Raw genomic sequence first — 17,810 nt, forward strand, 5'->3', positions numbered from 1 at the left:
CATGAGCACCAAGAGCAGCAGGAGACCCGGGCAGAAGGCCAAGCGCGACGTCGTCCTGGCCCTGAAGGACCTGCGGGTCGGCTACGGCGAACCCGTCTGCGCCCCCGTCACCGTCGACGTCGCCCGCGGCGAGGCCCTGTGCCTCGTCGGGGCCAACGGCGCGGGCAAGTCCACCGTCCTGCGCGCCGTCGCCGGGCTCCTGGAGCCGCTGGGCGGCACGGTCGAGCTGCACGGGCAGGCCGTCGACGAACGCTCCGTCCGGTTCCGCCAGGAGGTGGCCTGCGTCTTCGACGAGGACGCCTGGTTCGCCGAGCTGTCCGTCGCCGAGCACCTCGAGCTCGTCGCCCGCGGGCACGGCGTGCGCGACGTCGTCGAGGTCGTCGACGCCGAGCTGGAGGCCCAACGGCTCACCGACGCCGTCGACCAGCTCCCCACCTCCCTGTCCAGCGGGCAGAAGCGCCGACTCCTGCTGGCCGCCGCCCTCGTGCGGCCCCGCTCGGTCCTGCTGCTGGACGAACCCGAGCAGCGCCTGGACCCCACCGGCCGCGAGGCCCTGGCCGAGCGCCTCGTCGCCGAGCGCGACGCGGGGACCGCCCTCGTCCTGGCCACCCACGACGTCGTCCTGCTGCGCCGGCTGGCCACCCGCGCGGTCGTGATCGACGACACGCAGTGCCGCGTCGTGGACGCCGAGGAAGCCGCGCGCATCGTCAGCGACCCCGTCCGGTGAGCGAGCGCCCCACTGACCTCGTCGGCCCCCTCGCCGACCAGCCCTACCCGACCCGGCGGGAACTGCTCGACGAGGCCGCCCCGTCGAAGGCGGCCCGCGGTCTGCGGGCCACGTTCGTCGACACCTACACGACCCTGCTGCAGGTCGGCATCGCGTTCCTGCTGCTCCTGGGCGGCAGCGCGGGCCTGCGCAACGCGCTGCGGGCCGGGCTGTCCACGAGCGGGAACGGCCCCGGCTGGGTCGCGCAGACCTCCGCCGTCCTGACCGCCGTCGGGCTGTCCCTGGCCTTCACCGCCTTCGGCCTGGCCGTCTGGTGCCGCCTGGGCCCGGTCTCCCTGGGCACCGCCCCCACGACCTGGTGGACCCCGCTGCCCGTCGACCGTGGCCGGCTCCTGCGGCCCGTGGTGCGCAACCGGGCGCTGGGCTCGGCGCTGGCGGGCGGGCTGTTCAGCGCCTGGGCGACGTCCGTGGCCTTCGGGGTCGCGGGGCAGCTGTCCGGGGCCCTGGTCGCCGGCGGTCTGCTCGGCGGGTTCGCCGTCGGGGCCGGGCTGGCCGGGCTCGGGTTCCTGCTCGTCGTGCGCCCCGCGGTCGGGGCGGGGGTGCCCGCCCTGCTGCGCGCGAGCCGGGTCCTCGACGCGGTCGGGGTCGCGCTCGTCGTGGCGCTGGCCGCCAGCGCCGTCGTCGGGATCTCCCTGGACGCCGTGCAGCCCCGGCAGGTGCTCGTCCCCGCTCTCGTCGTGGGCCTGGGGGCCCTCGTGGGGCTGGTCCTGCTGGCGCGGCCCACGGCCCGGCGGGCGGGCGACGTCCCCTCGCCCTCGTTGCGGCGCGGCGCCTCCCGGCTGGAGCGGCTGACGTCCTCGGTCCTGCAGTTCGACGTCCGCGAGATGGGCCGGGCCCTGTCGGCCGACTCCGACGGCCGGGTCGCCCGCCGTCGGCGCTTCCCGCGCGTGCACGGGCCCGTCGCGGCGATCGTCGCGGCCGACGTCACGCTCCTGCGCCGCCAGCCGCGCCGGCTGGTGACGGCCGGGGTCCTCGCGCTCGTGCCGTTCGTGCTGGCGGCGGGCACGTCCGCGCACCGGGCCGTGGCCGCGCTGCTGCTCTGGCTCGCCGGGTACGCCGCGGCCACGACGCTGTCCGAACCGGCCCGCGGCCTGGCCCTCGTGCCGGCCGCGGCGCGGACCCTGCCCATCGCCGCGTCGACCGTCGTCATCGTGCGCTGGATCCCCGTCGCGGTGCTGTCGGCGCTGTGGGGTGCGCTCGCGTACCCGCTGGCGGTGACGACCTCCGGTCTGCTGCACGGGGAGTCGATCGGGTCGTCCTGGTGGACCTGGGCGCTGCTGGGGGCGCTGGCCGGGCCCGGGTTCGCCGCCGCCGCGCTGCGCGGGGCCGTGCGGCCCGACCCGGACCTGTCCGCGCCCGTCATCGCCACGGCCATGGGGTCGCTGCCCCCCGGGGCGGCCGCCGCGACCACGACCGGGCCCGACCTCGCCGTCCTCGTGAGCGTGCCGGTCCTGCTGGCCGTCCTGGCGCGCGGTGCGTTCGACTGGCTGGTGCTGGGACAGTTGCTGGCCTCGGCCGCCGCCGTGGGCATCGGCTGGGCCTACGCCGCGCACCGGGCGCGCAAGATCTCCTGAAGGGTTTCGAGTGACACGGATCGTCGCGGGCACGGCCGGGGGACGCCGGTTGAAGGTGCCGCCGGGGGAGACCACCCGCCCCACCAGCGACCGGGTCCGCGAGGCCGTCTTCTCCGCCCTCGAGGCGGCGGGCGCGGTCGACGGCGCGCGGGTGCTGGACCTGTACGCCGGGTCCGGGGCGCTCGGGCTGGAGGCCGCCAGCCGCGGCGCGCAGCGGGTCGTCCTCGTCGAGGCCGCGCGGGCGGCGGCGGCCACGGCCCGGGCCAACGCGACCGCGGTCGGGCTGGCGGGGGTGCGCGTCGCGCCCGAGCGGGTCGAGCGGTTCCTCGCCTCGGCCGCGGCCGTCGTCGAGGGGGGCTGGGACCTGGTCTTCGTCGACCCGCCGTACGCCGTGGACTCCGACGACGTGGCCGCGGTCCTGGCGACCCTCGCGCCCCTGCTGGCCCCGGGTGCGACCGTCGTCGTCGAACGGTCCTCGCGCACGCCCGAGCCGCGCTGGCCGGACGGCGTCGACGACGTGCGCGAGCGCCGGTACGGGGAGACCTCGGTCTGGGTGGCCCGCCTCGGCGGGCGGACCGGTGGGTAGCGTTCCGCGCGTGAGCGGAGCGTGCGTGTGCCCGGGCAGTTTCGACCCCGTCACGCTGGGGCACCTCGACGTGCTGCTGCGGGCGGCCGCGATCTTCGAGGTCGTCCACGCCGGGGTCGCGGTCAACCCGGGCAAGCGGGGGCTGTTCACCGGCGCCGAGCGCGTCGACCTCCTGCGCCGGGCGCTGGCCGACTCCGGGGACCCGCGGGCCGGGCGCGTCGTCGTGGAGGAGTTCGCCGGCGGCCTGCTCGTCGACCACTGCCGGCGCCTGGGCACCTCCGTCGTGGTCAAGGGCCTGCGGGGCGGTACGGACTACGCCTACGAGTTGCCGATGGCGCTGATGAACCGGCACCTGGCCGACGTCGAGACGGTGTTCCTCGTCGGGGACCCGCGCTTCGAGCACGTCTCGAGCTCGCTGGTGAAGGAGGTCGCCCGCCACGGCGGTGACGTGTCGGGCCTGGTCCCCGCGGCGGTGCGTGCAGCCCTGGCGGTGCGGCTGGGGGAGGATGGGTCCGGTCCGGGCTGAGAACGGGACCGGACCAGGACTCACGGGAGGCAGTTGCTGTGGAGGTGCACGAGAAGCTCGGCGAGCTCGCCGCGCTCGTGTCGGGTGCGCGGGGCGTCCCGTTGTCGTCGTCGGTGATGGTCGACCGCGAGCAGCTGCTCGCCCTGGTCGGCGACGTCCGGCGGCTGCTGCCCGCCGAGGTGCAGCAGGCCGGTGACGTGCTCGCCCAGCGCGACGAGGTCCTCGAGGCCGCGCGCCTGGAGGCCGAGAAGGTGCTGACCGAGGCGCGGGTGCGGGCCGAGGAGCTCGTCGACGCCCAGGCCGTGACCCGCGCCTCGCGCGAACGGGCCGACCACATCGTGGCCACGGCCCGCGAGGAGGCCAAGCGGCTGCGCGTGGACGCCGACGCCTGGGTGGACCGCAAGCTGTCGGACTTCGAGGACGAGCTGGACCGGCTCAAGCAGCAGGCCGCCCGCGGCCGCGACCGGCTGAAGGTGCGCGACGCCGAGCCCGTCGCCGAGCCCGCTCCCGAGGCCGCTGCGGCGGCCGGCGAGCACTCCGGGGCGACGGCGGCCTCGGCCGCGACCGAGACGACCGGCGGGTCCTGAGCCCACGATTGGGTCGCAGGCCGCACCCTCGGTTACGCTGGGGGACGGCCTCGGCGCACGTGGGAACACCTCCACCAGCGGCGGGGCCGTGTGGTGTGTCGAAGGCCGTGCGAAGGGTGTGGACGTGAGCAAGAGGCAGCTGCCGGAGGGTCACCTCGACCCGAACGCGCCGCTCGTGCTGTCCACGCACGAGCTCGGCCACCGTCCGGGCACGATGCGCACCCTGCAGCGCACCGTCCCCGCCCCCGCCGACCTGGGGATCGCCGTCATCGGCGTCCCCGAGGGCAGCGACCTCGAGCTCGACCTGCGCCTGGAAGCCGTCATGGAGGGTGTGCTCGTCTCCGGCACCGTCCGCGGCACCGCCGTCGGGGAGTGCGTCCGGTGCCTCACCGAGGTGACGCAGCCGATCGAGGTCGACGTGCAGGAGCTGTTCGCCTACCCCGGCAAGACGCCGGTCGAGGTGGCCGACGACGAGGACGAGATCCGTGAGGTCGCCCCGGGCGAACTCGTCGACCTCGAACCCGCCGTGCGGGACGCGATCGTGCTGGAGCTGCCGTTCCAGCCCGAGTGCGACGGCCCCTGCCAGCAGGACTACGAGATCGGGGTGTCCGAACCGGCGCCCGTCTCCGAAGAACCGGCGGACCCGCGGTGGTCCGCCTTGCAGTCCCTGCTCGACAGCAGTGACGACTCCCCGTCCGGAACCAGAGAGAAGAGCTGATCGTGGCCGTCCCGAAGCGGAAGATGTCCCGCAGCAACACGCGCGCCCGCCGTTCGCAGTGGAAGGCGTCCGAGGAGACGCTGGTCCGCAGCACCGTCCGTGGCCAGGTCGCCTACTCGCGCCCGCACACCGCCCGCGTGGTCACCGACTCCGCCGGCACCCCGCTGTACCTGGAGTACAAGGGCCGCAAGGTCAAGGACCTCTGAGCTGACCGCTCAGCAGACTCCCGCCGTCACGCCGGGCGACGTCCGCGACGTCGCCCGGCTGACTGCTGCTCTGGGTGTGCAGATCGAGGCCGAGCTGCTGGTCCTCGCGCTCACGCACCGCTCCTACGCCTACGAGCACGGCGGGCTGCCGACCAACGAACGTCTGGAGTTCCTGGGGGACTCCGTCCTGGGCCTCGTCGTGACGCACGAGCTGTACACGCGGTTCGCGGACGTTTCCGAGGGCCGGCTCGCCAAGCTGCGGGCCGCTGTCGTGAACTCCCGCGCGCTGGCGGACATCGCCCGTGAGCTCGAGCTCGGTGAGTACGTGCGCCTGGGCAAGGGCGAGCTCGGCACGGGCGGGCGGGACAAGAGCTCGATCCTGGCCGACACCATGGAAGCCGTCATCGGCGCGTCCTTCCTGTCCGTCGGCATGGACGAGACCCGCGACTTCGTGCTGCGCCTGACCTCGCCGCTGATGGAGTCCTCCGAACGCCTCGGCGCCGGGACGGACTGGAAGACGGCGTTGCAGGAGCTCACGGCGTCGGAGAACCTCGGGGTGCCCTCCTACGCGATCACCGAGTCCGGGCCCGACCACGCCAAGAGCTTCACGGCGGACGCCGTCGTGGGGGGCACGGCCCTCGGGCACGGTGAGGGGCGCAGCAAGAAGGAGGCCGAGCAGAAGGCCGCCTCGGCCGCCGTCGAGGCGCTGCGCGCGGCCACCGCCGCGGCCGCCGTCCGCGCCTCCTCCTGAGGGGCCGGTCGTGCCCGAACTGCCCGAGGTCGAGGTCGTCCGCCGCGGCGTGGCCCGCTGGGTCGTGGGCCGGACGGTCTCCTCGGCCCGGTTCCTGCACCCGCGGGTGACCCGCCGCCACGTCGAGGGCCCCGCCGACGCCGTCGCGCGCACCGAGGGCCTCGTCGTGGCCGACGCCGTCCGGCGCGGGAAGTACCTGTGGATGCCGCTGGCCGCGGCCGACGGGTACGCCGCCGACGCGCTGGTCGTCCACCTCGGCATGAGCGGGCAGCTGCTCGTCGAGGCCGCCGACGCCCCCCACGAGAAGCACCTGCGGGCGCTCTGGGAGTTCGACGACGACCGCGAGGACCTGCGCTTCGTCGACCAGCGCACGTTCGGCGGGATCGCTGTGGTCCCCCTCGTCGGGACCGGTGACGGCGGGCTCGGCGGGGCGGGGGAGTCCGCCGACGCGTCGTGGTCGCGGTTCGTGCCCGCCCCGGTCGCGCACATCGCCCGCGACCCCCTCGACCCGGCCTTCGACGACGAGGCCTTCTTCCGGCGGGTGCGCTCGCGCACCACGGGCCTCAAGCGGGCGCTGCTGGACCAGACGCTGGTCTCCGGGGTGGGCAACATCTACGCCGACGAGTCCCTGTGGCGCGCGAAGCTGCACTACGCCCGGCCCACGAGGTCCCTGACCCGCGCCCAGGCCGCCGCGGTGCTGGCCGGGCTGCGCGAGGTCATGACGGCGGCCCTGGCGGCGGGCGGGACGAGCTTCGACTCGCTGTACGTCAACGTCAACGGCGCCTCGGGGTACTTCGACCGGTCGCTGGCGGTCTACGGCCAGGTCGGCCGGCCCTGCCCGCGGTGCGGCTCGCTCGTGCGGCGCGACGCCTTCATGAACCGCAGCTCGTTCTCCTGCCCCGGGTGCCAGCCGGTGCCGCGCGCCGCCCACTGGTGAGGCCTCAGGCCCGGCCCCACAGCGCCGTGGGGTCGTCGGCGGGACGGAAACCCGCGGACTCCACGGCCCGCGCGACCTCGCGGAAGCGCTGACCGAGCTCACCCGGGCTGTGGGCGTCGCTGCCGAACGCGACGGCGTCGCCCCCGGCCTCGCACCACCACCGGACGATGCGCAGGTCCAGCGGCAGGGACGTGTTCACCTCCAGCGCCCGCCCTGAGGCGGCGAGCACGGACAGGGTGTGCCGCAACGGTTCCTCCAGCTCCGGCCACGGGACCTCGAGCCCGGCGGGCCAGTGCCGCAGCGGGTAGTCGACGTGGCCCAGCACCTCGAAGCGCACGTCGGAGGCCACCATCTCGCGCACCTGCTCCAGGTAGGCCAGGACCACGTCCACGGCCGTGCGCTGGGCGAACGCCGAACTCACCTCGAGGAACTGCCCCGGGTCGGCCAGGTCCGCCAGGGCGTGCACCGACCCGACGACCCGGTCGAAACCCGTCCGCAGGAGGTCGGCGACCTCCTGCGGGTACCGGTGGCCCGCGTCGAGCTCGATGCCGGTGCGGATCGTCAGGGCGGGGAACAGGTCGCGGCAGCGCGCGACCTCGGCGACGTACGCCTCGACCTCCAGCGGTGCCCCGAGGAACCGGCCGTGCCCGTCGATCGTGCCGCGGACCCCCTCGGGCCACCGCCACCCGCCCGGCGGCGCCGACCACGCCTCGAAGTCGACGTGCTCCGTGAAGGAGACCGCCGGCAGGCCGAGGTCGACCGCGCGCCGGCAGGTCCCCTCCATGTCCCCGGCGAACGCGTCCCAGGAGAAGCGGGAGTGGACGTGGTCGTCGGCGGGCAGGCTCACCGGTGCCCTGCCGGGCTGCTCGCGGGGTGGGGCGGGTGAGCGACGGTGACCACGGGCTCACCGTACGGCGGGCACGGGAGGCGGACCAGGACCCCGACCCGGTCAGAGCCGGTCGCGCACCCGGACCAGGCGGTCCAGGGCCTCCTCGGGGTCCGGGCCGTCGGCGTCGTGGTCCAGCCAGACGACGCACCGGTGCACGCCCGCGTCCCGGAACCCGGCGAGGACCGCGGCATCCGCCGGGGCGGCCCCGATGGTCAGCGGCACCTGACGCCCGGCGCGCTCGCACGACCGGCGCCACCGCCCCAGCAGTCCCGGGGCCTCGGGGACCGGCATCCACTGCGCGTCCAGGGCGATCACCCGGTCCTCCGCGCTGGGGCCGTCGCCGCCGACGAGGATCGGCGGGTGGGGCCGCTGCACGGGTTTGGGCCAGGACTTCAGCGGGCCGAAGTCCGTGGAGGCGCTGGGGGCACCTCCCGGCGCCCTGGCGCCGGGGGAGGAACTCGGCCACGTCGTGGGTCCAGATCTCGCGGATCGCCTGCGTCCGTTCGAGGCTGGTGCGCATCCGGTCCCCCGGGGCGGTGCCGTGGGTCTGCATCTGCTCGCGGATCCAGCCGGCGCCGACCCCGAACTCGACCCGGCCCCCGGACAGGACGTCGAGGGTCGCGACGGCCTTCGCCGTGACGATCGGGTCCCGTTGCGCGACCAGGCAGACACCGAACCCCACCCGCAGCGTCGTCGTGGCCGTCGCCGCGGCCGTGAGCCCGACGAACGGGTCGAGCATCCGGGCGGTGTCGTCGGGGTGCGGTTCCCCCTCGTCGTCGCGGGCCCCCACCGGCAGGTGCGTGTGCTCACCCATCCAGAACGACTCGAACCCCCGTTCCTCGGCCAGGCGGGCGAGGACGTCCGGGCGGGTGCGGCCGTCCAGCAGCGTCGAGGCGACCCCGAGGTGCACGCGGGCAGCGTAGGAGCGGAGGGGGTGGGCGCGCCAGGAGCCCGCTACCAGTCGGCGGGCGGCGGTTCGAGGTGCGCGTGCCACAACCGGGACAACCGCGGGTTGGCCGGGGCCGGGTTCGCCGGGCACACGACGGCGTGCTGCACGCGCGCCCCGACGGAGTCCTCGTCGTCGGGGTCGTCGTCGGGGGCGGGCAGCGCCCGGCCGTCGCGGACCCGCCAGCGCGCGTCGTCGGGGACCCCGGCGGCCAGGACCGGTTCCTTGGCCAGCGCGACGGTGCCGCCGTCCGGCCCGGGGTAGCGGTGGACGAGGTGGCCGCAGTGCGGGCAGTCCTCCTCGACGTAGGGCCGTTCGGCGGCCAGGCGCTGCATCCGCCGCACGTGGTCCAGCACGACCGAGGACTGCTGGCCGAGGGTGGGCGGCAACCCCTCCACGGGTTCGTCGACCGGGACCGGGCGCGGGGCGGGTCGGGCGGCGAACCGTTCCCGGCACGCCGCGCACACCGCGACGGCGACCCCGAGACGTTCGCTGACCTGCACCCCCGCGTCCTCGTCGTCCGCACCGCAGAACGCGCACACCGCGACCCCACCCACGGGACCAGCATGCCGTGCGCGCGGTGGCGTCCGGCAGGGGGGACGGTCTGCGCCGTCCGGGTGGAAGGGGACGGGAACCGCCCCTGCCCTCCGGCCCGGTCACGCAGAGTGTTCACAGAGAACCTGCACCCGCACCCTGGAGGACGTCCGTGACCGGCCAGCAGTTCCCGACCCCGCAGTTCCCGGGCCGGGGACCCCGCCGCCCCGCCGGCGACGTGCCGTTCTTCGCCCCCGCCGCGGGGGAGTTCGGCACGGTCCCCCCGCCGCCCGGAGTCTGGGGCACGGCGGGAACGGCGGGCACGGCGGTACCGCACCGCGTGGACCTCGAACCCCTCGGCGGTCTCGGCCGGGCCGCGGTCGTCCTGGCCGTCGTGGTCTCCGCCGGTGACGTCCTGTCGGCGCTCGCGGAGTTCGGCGGGGACGACTCCCTGCTCGCGGGCCTGGTGAGCCTGCTCGGGCTCCTGGCCTACCTCGGCGGGTTGCTGGCGAACTGGATCGTCGTGGCGCTGTGGACGAGCCGCGCCCGGCGCAACGCCGCGCGTCTGGCCCCCGGGTTCCCGCACCGCCGGGCCGCGGCGTGGGCGTGGTTCGGCTGGATCGTGCCGATCGCCTGGTTGTTCGTCCCCCGCCAGGTCGTCCAGGACGTGTGGACCGCTTCCCGGGGCGGGGCCCTGCGCGGGGCCGACCCCAGGATCGGGCTCTGGTGGGGGTTCTGGGTCGCCGGGATGCTCCTGGGGGGTGCTGCGTTCCGGCTGTCGGTGGAAGGGGCCGGTGGGGCCGCCGACGCCCTGGGGTTGCTGTCCGCGCTGGTGTGGGCCGCGGGGATCCCCTTCTTCCGCACCGTCCTGCGCACGGTGGCCCAGGCGCAGGACGGCGTGCGCTGACGCCGTCCTGCGCCCCGGCTCAGCCCAGCAGGGCGGGCACGACCTCGCGTTCGAACAGTTCCAGCCCCGAGGTGTCCGTGGAGATCTCGGGGAAGTAGAAGTTCGCGTACCCCAGTCCGGCGTCGAGCAGGGGTTTGAGGTTCTCGACGATCTGCTCGGGCGTCCCGGCGGCGAGGCTGGAGCTCAGCCCGGCGACCTCGCGCTCGGTCGCCTCGGCGCTCACGTGCCGTTCCAGGACGGCCCGCCGCGCGGCGACGCGGTCGGCGACCTCCTTCTCGTCCCGCCCGATCGCGACGTTGTAGTCCGCGGACCGGGTGATCGAGGCGAAGTCGCGGCCGACGTCCTGGCAGTGCTTCTCCAGCACCGAGGACTTGTGGGTGAAGGTCTCCAGGGTGCCGTCGAAGTTCGTGTAGTCGGCGTACTTCGCGGCCGTCAGCAGCGTCTTGCGCTCCCCGCCGCCGGCGATCCACAGCGGGATCCCGCCCTCCTGCACGGGCAGCGGCCGGTTGATCGCCCCGGCGGTCTGGTAGTGCTTGCCCTCGAACGTGGAGATCCCGTCCTGCCACAGCTGGCGGAAGATCTGCACGCCCTCGTCGAGGCGGGCCAGGCGTTCCCCGGCGCCGGGGAACCCGTAGCCGTAGGCCCGCCACTCGTGCTCGTACCAGCCCGCGCCGATGCCCATGTTGATGCGCCCGCCGGAGACGACGTCGACGGTCGTGGCGACCTTCGCGAGGTAGGCGGGGTTGCGGTAGCTCAGGCAGGTGCACATCTGCCCCAGCCGGATGCGTCGCGTGGAGGCGGCGAAGGCGGCCATGAGGCTCCAGGCCTCGTGGGTGGCCTGGTCGGTGGGTTCGGGGACGGTGTGGAAGTGGTCGAAGACCCAGATCGAGTCCCACACGTCCCCGGCGTCGGCGCGCTGCGCCAGGCCGTTCATCACCGTCCAGTGGTCGACCGGGTCCACGTCCACCAGGTCGTGCTTCCAGCCCTGCGGCACGAAGAGTCCGAACTTCAGCCGCGGCGTCGCGTCAGTCATGTCCGCGACCCTAGTGCGCCCGGGCCACCACCGGAAGGAGCCGTTCCAACGTTGTCAGGGAACGCTCCCAGCCTTACGTCCTCAGTCCACCACGCTCGCCGCCAGGCAGGCCGCCCCGATGATCCCCGCGTCGTTGCGCAGCTGCGCCGGGACGATCGGGGTGCGCAGGTCGAGCAGCGGGAGGAACTTCTCGTGCTTCTTGCTCACCCCGCCCCCGACGACGATCAGGTCCGGCCACAGCAGGTCCTCGACGTGGGAGTAGTAGCGCTGCAGGCGCTTGGCCCACTGCGACCACGACAGGTCGTGGCGCTCGCGCGCGGAGTCGGCGGCCTTCTTCTCCGCGTCGTGCCCGTCGATCTCCAGGTGCCCCAGCTCGGTGTTCGGCACGAGCGTGCCGTCGACGAACAACGCGCTGCCGATCCCGGTGCCCAGCGTCGTCACCAGGACCACGCCGCGCACGCCCTTGCCCGCCCCGAACCGCACCTCGGCGTACCCGGCCGCGTCGGCGTCGTTGACCACGAGCACCTTGCGGCCCAGGGTCTCGGAGAACAGCGTGCCGGCGTCGGTCCCGATCCAGGACTCGTCGACGTTCGCGGCGCTGCGCGCGATGCCGTGCTGGATGACGGCGGGGAACGTGATGCCCACGGGGGCGTCGTCGGCGAGCCCGTCGACGTGGGCCAGGTCCGCCAGCGTCTGGGCGACCACGGGGGCCACGGCCGCCGGGGTGGACGGCTGCGGGGTCTCCAGGCGGACCCGGTCGGCGGCGAACTCCCCGGCGGCGAGGTCGACGGGCGCGGACTTGATGCCGGAACCGCCGATGTCGACGCCGAGGGCGTACCGGAGGGCGGGGGGCTGCGAGGCGTCGGCTGCAGTGGTCACGGCGACTGAGCTTAGGGCGCGTGGACGGCACCGCACCCGGCGACGCTCCCGGCGACGGTCCGTGTCCCCGCCTCGGCCGAACGGGGTTCGTTGGGCAGTCCGGGTGGGGTTGTGCCTGCCTCCGAGTGACGGACCGGGACCTGCCGTTCGCGCACGGCTACTTTCGAACTCATCCCCGCAATTCGATCGACGCCCCCTGCCGGGGGGCCGCTGAGAGGCTGTGCACCGAGCATGAGCACCCCCGTCGTGCCGCCCCGAGAGACCCCCGCCCGGGTTCGCCGGCCGGTGACCGGTGTCGTGGTCCTCGCCGGCACGCTCGCCCTCACGGCGGCCGCGCCGTGGGTCGCTCCCACGACCCTGTCCGTGGTCGCCGTCCTGGTAGCCGTCGCGGCCCTCGTGGTGGTCGCCCGCCACCACCGCGGCCCGCGCGACCTGGGCGGCTGGACCGTCCAGCTGCTGCTGAGCCTGGCCCCCGTGGTCCTCCTGACCCTCGCCTACCCTGTCGCGAGTCGGCACTTCACCGGGCACGAGGTCGGTGGGACGCCCTTGACCACCCTGCTCCTGGCGTCCTCGCTCACCGTCCCGTGGCTGAGCCAGGCCGTGTGCATGCCGCTGTACCGCGGGTTGGGCGACCGCTCGGGCGGCCACCGCGCCGTGGAGGACCGGTTCGCCGAGATCTGGCCGGCCCTGTTCGTGCAGGGCCTGCCCGTGGTCGCGGCGTTCGCCGTCCCGGTCGCCCTGGCTCTGCACCTGAGCCCGGCCGCGGTCGGCGCCTACCTCCTCCTGACCCTCACGCACTCGGCCTTCGCGCAGCTGCTCGTCGTGTCCAACGGAGCGGGCAGGCGCCGCGAGTGGGCCCTGGCCTGGGCCGTGTACGCGCTGGCCCTGCTGGTGGCGCCCACGGCGTGGCTGCTGCCGCCGCTGGCCGGCGTGCTCGTGCAGCTGGTCGTGCTGCGCCGTTCGCTGCCGACGCTGGTGCGCGGGGTGCGCGCCCCGGTCCGCCTGCCGAACCGCGACGTCCTGGCCGACCTGGGCCGCGGTCTGGTCCTGGGCGCGGTGCTGTGGAGCGACAAGCTCGTCCTCTTCCTCGTGGCCGACGCCCAGATCGCGGTGCAGACCATCTTCACGGCGCTGCTTCCCGCCGTCCTGGCCTACAACGTGTACTTCGTGCGGCTGGCTCCGACCGTCGACGAGTCGGTGGCCGTGATGCGCACCGCGATGACCAGCGAGGCGTACTCGGTCCTCGCCCGTCGTTCCGCCGAGCTGTCCGCGACCGTCGGGCGCTCGGTCCTGCGCACCGGGCTGACCGCGTCCGTGGTCGGCCTGGTCGTGACCGCTGCCGTGGCGCGCCTGTCGCCGGTGTCGCTGCACCTGTCGGTGCCGGTCACGCTCGCTTCCTGGCTGCTGCTGATGATCACGCTGCTCAGCTACAAGCTGGATTACATCGGCCGTCGCGCTGTCGCGCTCGGGGTCTCCGGTCTGCACCTGCTGGTCTGCCTCGTCGCGTTCACCGTTCCCGGGATCGCCGTGGCCGACGCCTTCTGGTTCATGGCCGCAGCCGACGTCGCCCTCGCGGTGGCCGCCCTGGTCGCCGTGCGCCGGCACTGGGCGAGCGCCGAGTACACCCTGTTCTGGCGCCTGGCCACCTCGTGGTGACGCGACCTCGAACCCGACCCGCAGGACCGACCGCAGGAGTGACCGTGTACAGCACCCACCGCAGCAACGGCCGCGAGGTCGACCTGACCGCGGGCCCGGGAGACCGCACCGAGGCGCGTCGCCAGGACCGGCGGTCGCTGTGCGACGTCGACGTGGCGATCGTCATGGAGTCGACGTACCCCTACCTCAAGGGGGGTGTCTCGGCAGTGGTGCACGACATCGTGGTCGGGAACCCGGACCTGACGTTCGGGATCATCCACATCACCTGGGACCGCGACTCCCCGCACGAGGACCTCTACGGCGTGCCGGAGAACGTGCGCTGGGTCGAACCGGTCTACCTGAGCATGCAGGAGCACCGCGAGGACTTCATGCGGATGTCCCCCCAGGCGCTGCGGATGCGCGCCTCGGGCCGTCGCCGGCTCGCGCACCGGCTCTACGACGCGCTCGAGGCGCTGGCCCGCAAGGGTGACCCCACGCCCCTGTGGGAGCTGTACGACGTGGGGGCGAACCCGCTGACGCAGGAGTTCCCGATCTGGGGCCTGCTGGGGACGCGGGAGTTCATGGAGGCCACCCGCGACCGGCTGCCCGGCCTCGGCCTGCCGCTGACCGACACCTTCTGGCTGATGCGGGAGTTCTTCTCGCTCGCCTACGCCCTGTTGTCCGTCGAGTTCCCGAAGGCCCGCGTCTACCACGCGCACACCACGGGTTACGCGTCGCTGCTGGGGGCCGCGGCGGCCCGCCAGCACGGGACGGGTTTCCTGCTCACCGAGCACAACCTCTACGTCCGCGACACGGTGAACACGCTCCTGGAGCGGAGCATGGCGCTGCCGCTGACCCGGAACGACTACCGCACGTTCGACGTGACACCCACCCAGCGGGCCTGGATGGCGTGGTGGACCGAGATGGGGCGGTTCTGCTACCCGAGCGCGCAGACCATCACCTACCTCTACCCGCGGGCGATCACCGAGGCGGCCGACCTGGGTGCACCGGTCGAGCGCAGCGTCGTCGTGCCCAACGGCATGGTCGTCGAGCAGTTCGCCGACGTGGCCGCCGTGCGCGCCGCCAGGACCGCGGAGATCCTGACCGCGGACACCGGACGCACCTGGCGCTTCGCGTCCATCGCCCGCGTGGTCCCGATCAAGGGCGTGCACGACCTGATCGACTCGGTGGCCGCGCTCGTCGAGCGGGGCGTCACGAACCTGGTCGTCGACGTCCTCGGCCCCACCGACCACGTCCCTGCGTACTACGAGGCCTGCAAGGCGAAGGTCGAGGCCCTCGGCCTGACGGAGCACGTCGTGTTCCGGGGGGTCGTGAAGGTCCGTGAGCTCCTGGAGGACTACGACGCGCTCGTCCTGTCCTCCTACAACGAGGGGCAGCCGATCGTGGTGCTGGAGGCCATGACGGCCGGGATCCCCACCGTCGGGACCGAGGTGGGCGGCATGGCCCAGCTCATCGACGACCCGCTGACGACCACGGCGGGCCGCACGTGGGACGCCTGCGGCCTGCTCGTCACGCCGGGTGACGTGCTCGAGATGGCCGACGGGATCGAGCGGCTCATGGGCGACCCCGAGCTGTACGAACGCCTGGCCCGCAACGCCCGCGGTCGCGTCGAGGCCTTCTTCCAGCTCGCCGACGCCAACGACGCCTACAACGCGCTGTACCGGGAAGCGGGTGGTCTGCCCCCCCGGGAGCCGGCCTCGGTGCGCGAGCAGGTGCTGGACGTCGTCCAGGCGGGCGTGCCGGCGCCCAGGGTGTCGACGGGACCGCGGGTCATCGACCTGCGTGACGTGGTGCTCGAGGCCCTCGACGGCGAGGACGCGGCCGGACGGGACGTGGAACCGGAGGTCGTTTGAGCAGTGCTCGCCCGACTACCCCCGCCGGAACACCTGACCCCGGTGGGGGTCGAGCACCAGCTGCTCCGGAGCGCTGGTCCCGTCGGCCCCGACGAGTCCGGCGGGGACGTCGTAGCGGATCCGGCGGCGCTTCGCCTCGTTGAGGTTCACGACGGCCCACCCCCCGGTGAACTCCCGGGACCAGCCGTTGCCGCGCTGCACGGCTGCCCCCCGGGGGGTACCGAGGTCCCAGTCGAGCTCCGGGATCCACGGGGTCGTCGAGTAGGCGTCGTGCGCGGTCGCAGCGATCGCCACGTCGGCGTCACCGCCGAACACCCAGGACGCCGCGAGGGCGTAGCGGAAGTTCGGGTGCTCGTCGGTGCCGTCGCTGGGCACCCGCAGGACCGTCAGCCCGGGGCCGGTGAGCTGGGGCATCTGAGCGAGCGTCGTCGCCGGGTCGAAGTAGTCCTCCGTCGTCCACCCGAGCCAGACCTCCTCGAAACCGCCTCCGTAGGAGGCGTGCCGGTCCCAGCGGCCCGGGTCGCGCCGCGACTCGGCGATGTTGGGGACCAGCAGCTTGCCCATCGAGTTCAGCCGGCGCCCCGCCCGGGGCACGAAGGCGTCGAGCACGGCCCGCAGGTCGGCCATGGTCCGCCCGCCCTCCAGGGGCGGGCGCAGACCGTAGTAGTCGTCGTACACGTCGTTGTCCGCCATGACCCCGTCGAAGGGGGAGTCCTCGAGCTCGTCGGCGACGTTGTCGCACCAGCGCTCCTGGTACTCCTCCTCCCACGTGGCCATCTGCCAGTGGCCGGGGTAGGTGCTCCACTCGATGCGCGAGCCGTCGAGGCGGTGGGCGAACCAGTGCTCACCCGCTTCCTCGGCCTCCTCGGAGCAGACCCCGGAGGAGTACCGGGGTCCGGGTTCGTAGGAGCGGGTCGAGCTGAGGCACTTGTAGGCCAGCACGGTCGTGGCGGGGGACAGCGCCTTGAGGCGGGCGGCGCCCGCGGTCTCCCAGGGTTGGAGGACGGCGACGCGGTAGTGCCGGGCCGCGAACTCGACCTGCTCGTCGCTCAGGCGGTCCCCGTACCGGATCCACGCCCCACGTCGCCTCGTCACCCCTCCAGGTTAACGATGGTCCGTGATCCAGCGATCACGAACGGTAGCCGCCCGTGTCCTTCGGCAGCACGATCCACAGCACGACGTAGACGATGAACTGCGGGCCCGGCAGGAGGCAGGACACCAGGAACAGCAGCCGGACCACGTTCGGGGACAGCCCGAAGCGGCGGGCCAGGCCGGCGCAGACGCCGGCGATGAGCTTGCCCTGGGTCGGGCGGGACAGGACGGGGACGCTCACGGGGGCTCCTCAGGTGGTCGGGGTGGTCTCCTGCGACCATCCAACGCCCGAGACCCCCGGTTCGTCGCACCCCCGGGGACCGATCTTCGACTGCGACCACGGGCGGACCCCCGGGGGGCGCTCGTCAGACGAGCGTCAGGACCTCCGAGCCCGTCTCGGTCACCACGAGCGTGTGCTCGAACTGCGCCGTGCGCCTGCGGTCCTTGGTGACGACCGTCCAGCCGTCCTCCCACATGTCCCACTCGTGGGTGCCCAGGGTCAGCATGGGCTCGATGGTGAAGACCATGCCCGGCTCCATCACCAGGTCGTGGGCCGGGTTGTCGTAGTGGGGGATGACCAGGCCGGTGTGGAAGGCCGGCCCGACGCCGTGGCCCGTGAAGTCGCGCACCACGCCGTAGCCGAAGCGGGCGGCGTACTTCTCGATGACCCGGCCGATGACGTTGACGGCGCGGCCGGGGGCGACGGCCTTGATGGCGCGCACCGTCGCCTCGTGGGTGCGCTCGACGAGCAGCCGCGACTGCTCGTCGACGTCCCCGCACAGGTAGGTGGCGTTCGTGTCGCCGTGCATGCCGTCGAGGTAGGCGGTGATGTCGATGTTCACGATGTCGCCGTCGGCCAGCACCGTGGAGTCCGGGATGCCGTGGCAGATGACCTCGTTGACGCTGCTGCACAACGACTTCGGGAACGAGCGGTAACCCAGCGTCGAGGGGTAGGCGCCGTGGTCGCAGAGGAACTCGTGACCGATGCGGTCCAGCTCGTCCGTCGTCGTGCCCGGCACGACGTGCTCGGCCACCAGCGCCATGGCCTGCGCGGCGAGCCGGCCCGCGCGGCGGATCCGTTCGACGCCCTCGGGGTCGATGACGTTGGAGCCCGTGTAGGGGCGCGGGGCCGGCTGGTCGACGTACTCGGGACGGGCGATCGAGGCCGGGACCGCACGGCGCGGGGAGACGGTGCCGGGCACCAGGGTGCCCAGGGGTGCGGTGTCCACGTGCGTGCCGGTTCCCGTGCTCATGGGGCGAGTCTAGGTCGCCGCGCGCGGCCCCCTCGCGACGATCCGTTCCCGGACGGACGGACGGACGGGACGGGGGAGGCGGACGGGGCGCGTCCG

The 17,810-nt window shown here is 74.1% G+C and carries 20 protein-coding genes and 1 pseudogene; 12 read left to right on the top strand and 9 right to left on the bottom strand.

Annotated elements, in window-relative coordinates:
- Nucleotide 1 precedes the first annotated feature (1 nt).
- From CLV37_RS05955 to mutM, 9 genes are all read left to right on the top strand, one after another.
- Nucleotides 2-727, top strand: coding sequence for an ABC transporter ATP-binding protein (locus tag CLV37_RS05955; RefSeq protein ID WP_106208096.1), 726 nt, complete (start codon nt 2-4; stop codon nt 725-727).
- On the top strand, nt 724-2,361 hold the full coding sequence (locus CLV37_RS05960) for a DUF6297 family protein (protein WP_106208098.1): 1,638 nt from the start codon (nt 724-726) through the stop codon (nt 2,359-2,361). The genes CLV37_RS05955 and CLV37_RS05960 overlap by 4 nt, the downstream gene beginning before the upstream one ends.
- Before the next feature lie 10 nt (nt 2,362-2,371).
- The gene (gene rsmD / locus CLV37_RS05965; RefSeq protein ID WP_106208100.1) at nt 2,372-2,947 is read left to right on the top strand and encodes a 16S rRNA (guanine(966)-N(2))-methyltransferase RsmD; all 576 of its coding nucleotides are present in this window, start codon (nt 2,372-2,374) and stop codon (nt 2,945-2,947) included.
- Nucleotides 2,948-2,957: 10 nt separating this feature from the next.
- The gene (gene coaD, locus CLV37_RS05970) at nt 2,958-3,473 is read left to right on the top strand and encodes a pantetheine-phosphate adenylyltransferase (RefSeq protein WP_245885268.1); all 516 of its coding nucleotides are present in this window, start codon (nt 2,958-2,960) and stop codon (nt 3,471-3,473) included.
- A 38-nt stretch (nt 3,474-3,511) separates the two neighbouring features.
- On the top strand, nt 3,512-4,060 hold the full coding sequence (locus CLV37_RS05980; protein ID WP_146149312.1) for a F0F1 ATP synthase subunit B family protein: 549 nt from the start codon (nt 3,512-3,514) through the stop codon (nt 4,058-4,060).
- Nucleotides 4,061-4,184: 124 nt separating this feature from the next.
- Nucleotides 4,185-4,778, top strand: coding sequence for a YceD family protein (locus CLV37_RS05985; protein WP_245885269.1), 594 nt, complete (start codon nt 4,185-4,187; stop codon nt 4,776-4,778).
- 2 nt (nt 4,779-4,780) lie between these two features.
- Complete coding sequence (gene rpmF, locus CLV37_RS05990) at nt 4,781-4,984, top strand: 50S ribosomal protein L32 (protein ID WP_106208109.1); 204 nt, start codon at nt 4,781-4,783, stop codon at nt 4,982-4,984.
- 76 nt (nt 4,985-5,060) lie between these two features.
- A complete protein-coding gene (gene rnc, locus CLV37_RS05995) occupies nt 5,061-5,735 on the top strand; it encodes a ribonuclease III (protein WP_245885270.1) in 675 nt (224 codons plus the stop codon).
- Between the two features lie 10 nt (nt 5,736-5,745).
- Nucleotides 5,746-6,672 carry a bifunctional DNA-formamidopyrimidine glycosylase/DNA-(apurinic or apyrimidinic site) lyase gene (gene mutM, locus CLV37_RS06000; protein ID WP_106208111.1) on the top strand — a complete coding sequence of 309 codons (927 nt, stop codon included), beginning with the start codon at nt 5,746-5,748 and terminating at the stop codon, nt 6,670-6,672.
- A 4-nt stretch (nt 6,673-6,676) separates the two neighbouring features.
- Here mutM and CLV37_RS06005 read toward each other — a convergent pair whose 3' ends face one another.
- The 4 genes and pseudogenes from CLV37_RS06005 to CLV37_RS06020 all read right to left on the bottom strand — a co-directional run bounded on the left by CLV37_RS06005 (nt 6,677) and on the right by CLV37_RS06020 (nt 9,064).
- Nucleotides 6,677-7,519 carry a histidinol-phosphatase HisJ family protein gene (locus tag CLV37_RS06005; protein ID WP_106208113.1) on the bottom strand — a complete coding sequence of 281 codons (843 nt, stop codon included), beginning with the start codon at nt 7,517-7,519 and terminating at the stop codon, nt 6,677-6,679.
- A gap of 102 nt (nt 7,520-7,621) precedes the next feature.
- Nucleotides 7,622-7,936 carry an LLM class oxidoreductase gene (locus tag CLV37_RS06010; RefSeq protein WP_106208115.1) on the bottom strand — a complete coding sequence of 105 codons (315 nt, stop codon included), beginning with the start codon at nt 7,934-7,936 and terminating at the stop codon, nt 7,622-7,624.
- A 139-nt stretch (nt 7,937-8,075) separates the two neighbouring features.
- A pseudogene (locus tag CLV37_RS29195) lies at nt 8,076-8,375 on the bottom strand (LLM class flavin-dependent oxidoreductase); the annotation flags it as partial.
- Between the two features lie 140 nt (nt 8,376-8,515).
- Nucleotides 8,516-9,064: a DUF6083 domain-containing protein gene (locus CLV37_RS06020; protein WP_106208117.1), complete on the bottom strand. Its 549-nt coding sequence runs from the start codon at nt 9,062-9,064 to the stop codon at nt 8,516-8,518.
- Nucleotides 9,065-9,213: 149 nt separating this feature from the next.
- On the opposite strand from CLV37_RS06020, the gene CLV37_RS06025 reads away from it, so the two are divergent.
- Nucleotides 9,214-9,948, top strand: a complete 735-nt coding sequence (locus CLV37_RS06025; protein WP_170127074.1) for a DUF4328 domain-containing protein — start codon at nt 9,214-9,216, stop codon at nt 9,946-9,948.
- Between the two features lie 19 nt (nt 9,949-9,967).
- Here CLV37_RS06025 and CLV37_RS06030 read toward each other — a convergent pair whose 3' ends face one another.
- Together CLV37_RS06030 and ppgK are read right to left on the bottom strand one after the other, a co-directional pair.
- Nucleotides 9,968-10,960, bottom strand: a complete 993-nt coding sequence (locus CLV37_RS06030) for a TIGR03560 family F420-dependent LLM class oxidoreductase (RefSeq protein ID WP_106208587.1) — start codon at nt 10,958-10,960, stop codon at nt 9,968-9,970.
- Between the two features lie 102 nt (nt 10,961-11,062).
- Nucleotides 11,063-11,860 carry a polyphosphate--glucose phosphotransferase gene (gene ppgK, locus CLV37_RS06035; protein WP_106208121.1) on the bottom strand — a complete coding sequence of 266 codons (798 nt, stop codon included), beginning with the start codon at nt 11,858-11,860 and terminating at the stop codon, nt 11,063-11,065.
- 231 nt (nt 11,861-12,091) lie between these two features.
- On the opposite strand from ppgK, the gene CLV37_RS06040 reads away from it, so the two are divergent.
- Together CLV37_RS06040 and pelF are read left to right on the top strand one after the other, a co-directional pair.
- Nucleotides 12,092-13,516: a hypothetical protein gene (locus tag CLV37_RS06040; RefSeq protein WP_146149313.1), complete on the top strand. Its 1,425-nt coding sequence runs from the start codon at nt 12,092-12,094 to the stop codon at nt 13,514-13,516.
- 44 nt (nt 13,517-13,560) lie between these two features.
- Complete coding sequence (gene pelF / locus CLV37_RS06045; RefSeq protein ID WP_211298428.1) at nt 13,561-15,369, top strand: GT4 family glycosyltransferase PelF; 1,809 nt, start codon at nt 13,561-13,563, stop codon at nt 15,367-15,369.
- A gap of 15 nt (nt 15,370-15,384) precedes the next feature.
- Here the strand turns inward: pelF and CLV37_RS06050 are convergent, their stop codons facing one another.
- The 3 genes from CLV37_RS06050 to map form a co-directional block, all read right to left on the bottom strand.
- Entirely contained in the window at nt 15,385-16,464 is a 1,080-nt protein-coding gene (locus tag CLV37_RS06050) for a putative glycoside hydrolase (RefSeq protein ID WP_106208125.1), read from the bottom strand.
- Between the two features lie 34 nt (nt 16,465-16,498).
- Nucleotides 16,499-16,702, bottom strand: coding sequence for a PspC domain-containing protein (locus tag CLV37_RS06055; RefSeq protein WP_211298429.1), 204 nt, complete (start codon nt 16,700-16,702; stop codon nt 16,499-16,501).
- 124 nt (nt 16,703-16,826) lie between these two features.
- Nucleotides 16,827-17,714: a type I methionyl aminopeptidase gene (map, locus tag CLV37_RS06060; RefSeq protein ID WP_106208127.1), complete on the bottom strand. Its 888-nt coding sequence runs from the start codon at nt 17,712-17,714 to the stop codon at nt 16,827-16,829.
- Nucleotides 17,715-17,810 lie beyond the last annotated feature (96 nt).

The sequence above is a fragment of the Kineococcus rhizosphaerae genome (assembly GCF_003002055.1).
In the GTDB taxonomy this organism is placed as follows: domain Bacteria; phylum Actinomycetota; class Actinomycetes; order Actinomycetales; family Kineococcaceae; genus Kineococcus; species Kineococcus rhizosphaerae.

Bases quoted from the DNA above. Each gene is read 5' to 3' on its own strand.
- CLV37_RS05955 (WP_106208096.1), top strand. From the start codon at position 2: ATGAGCACCAAGAGCAGCAGGAGACCCGGGCAGAAGGCCAAGCGCGAC.
- CLV37_RS06040 (WP_146149313.1), top strand. From the start codon at position 12,092: ATGAGCACCCCCGTCGTGCCGCCCCGAGAGACCCCCGCCCGGGTTCGC.
- map (WP_106208127.1), bottom strand. From the start codon at position 17,714: ATGAGCACGGGAACCGGCACGCACGTGGACACCGCACCCCTGGGCACC.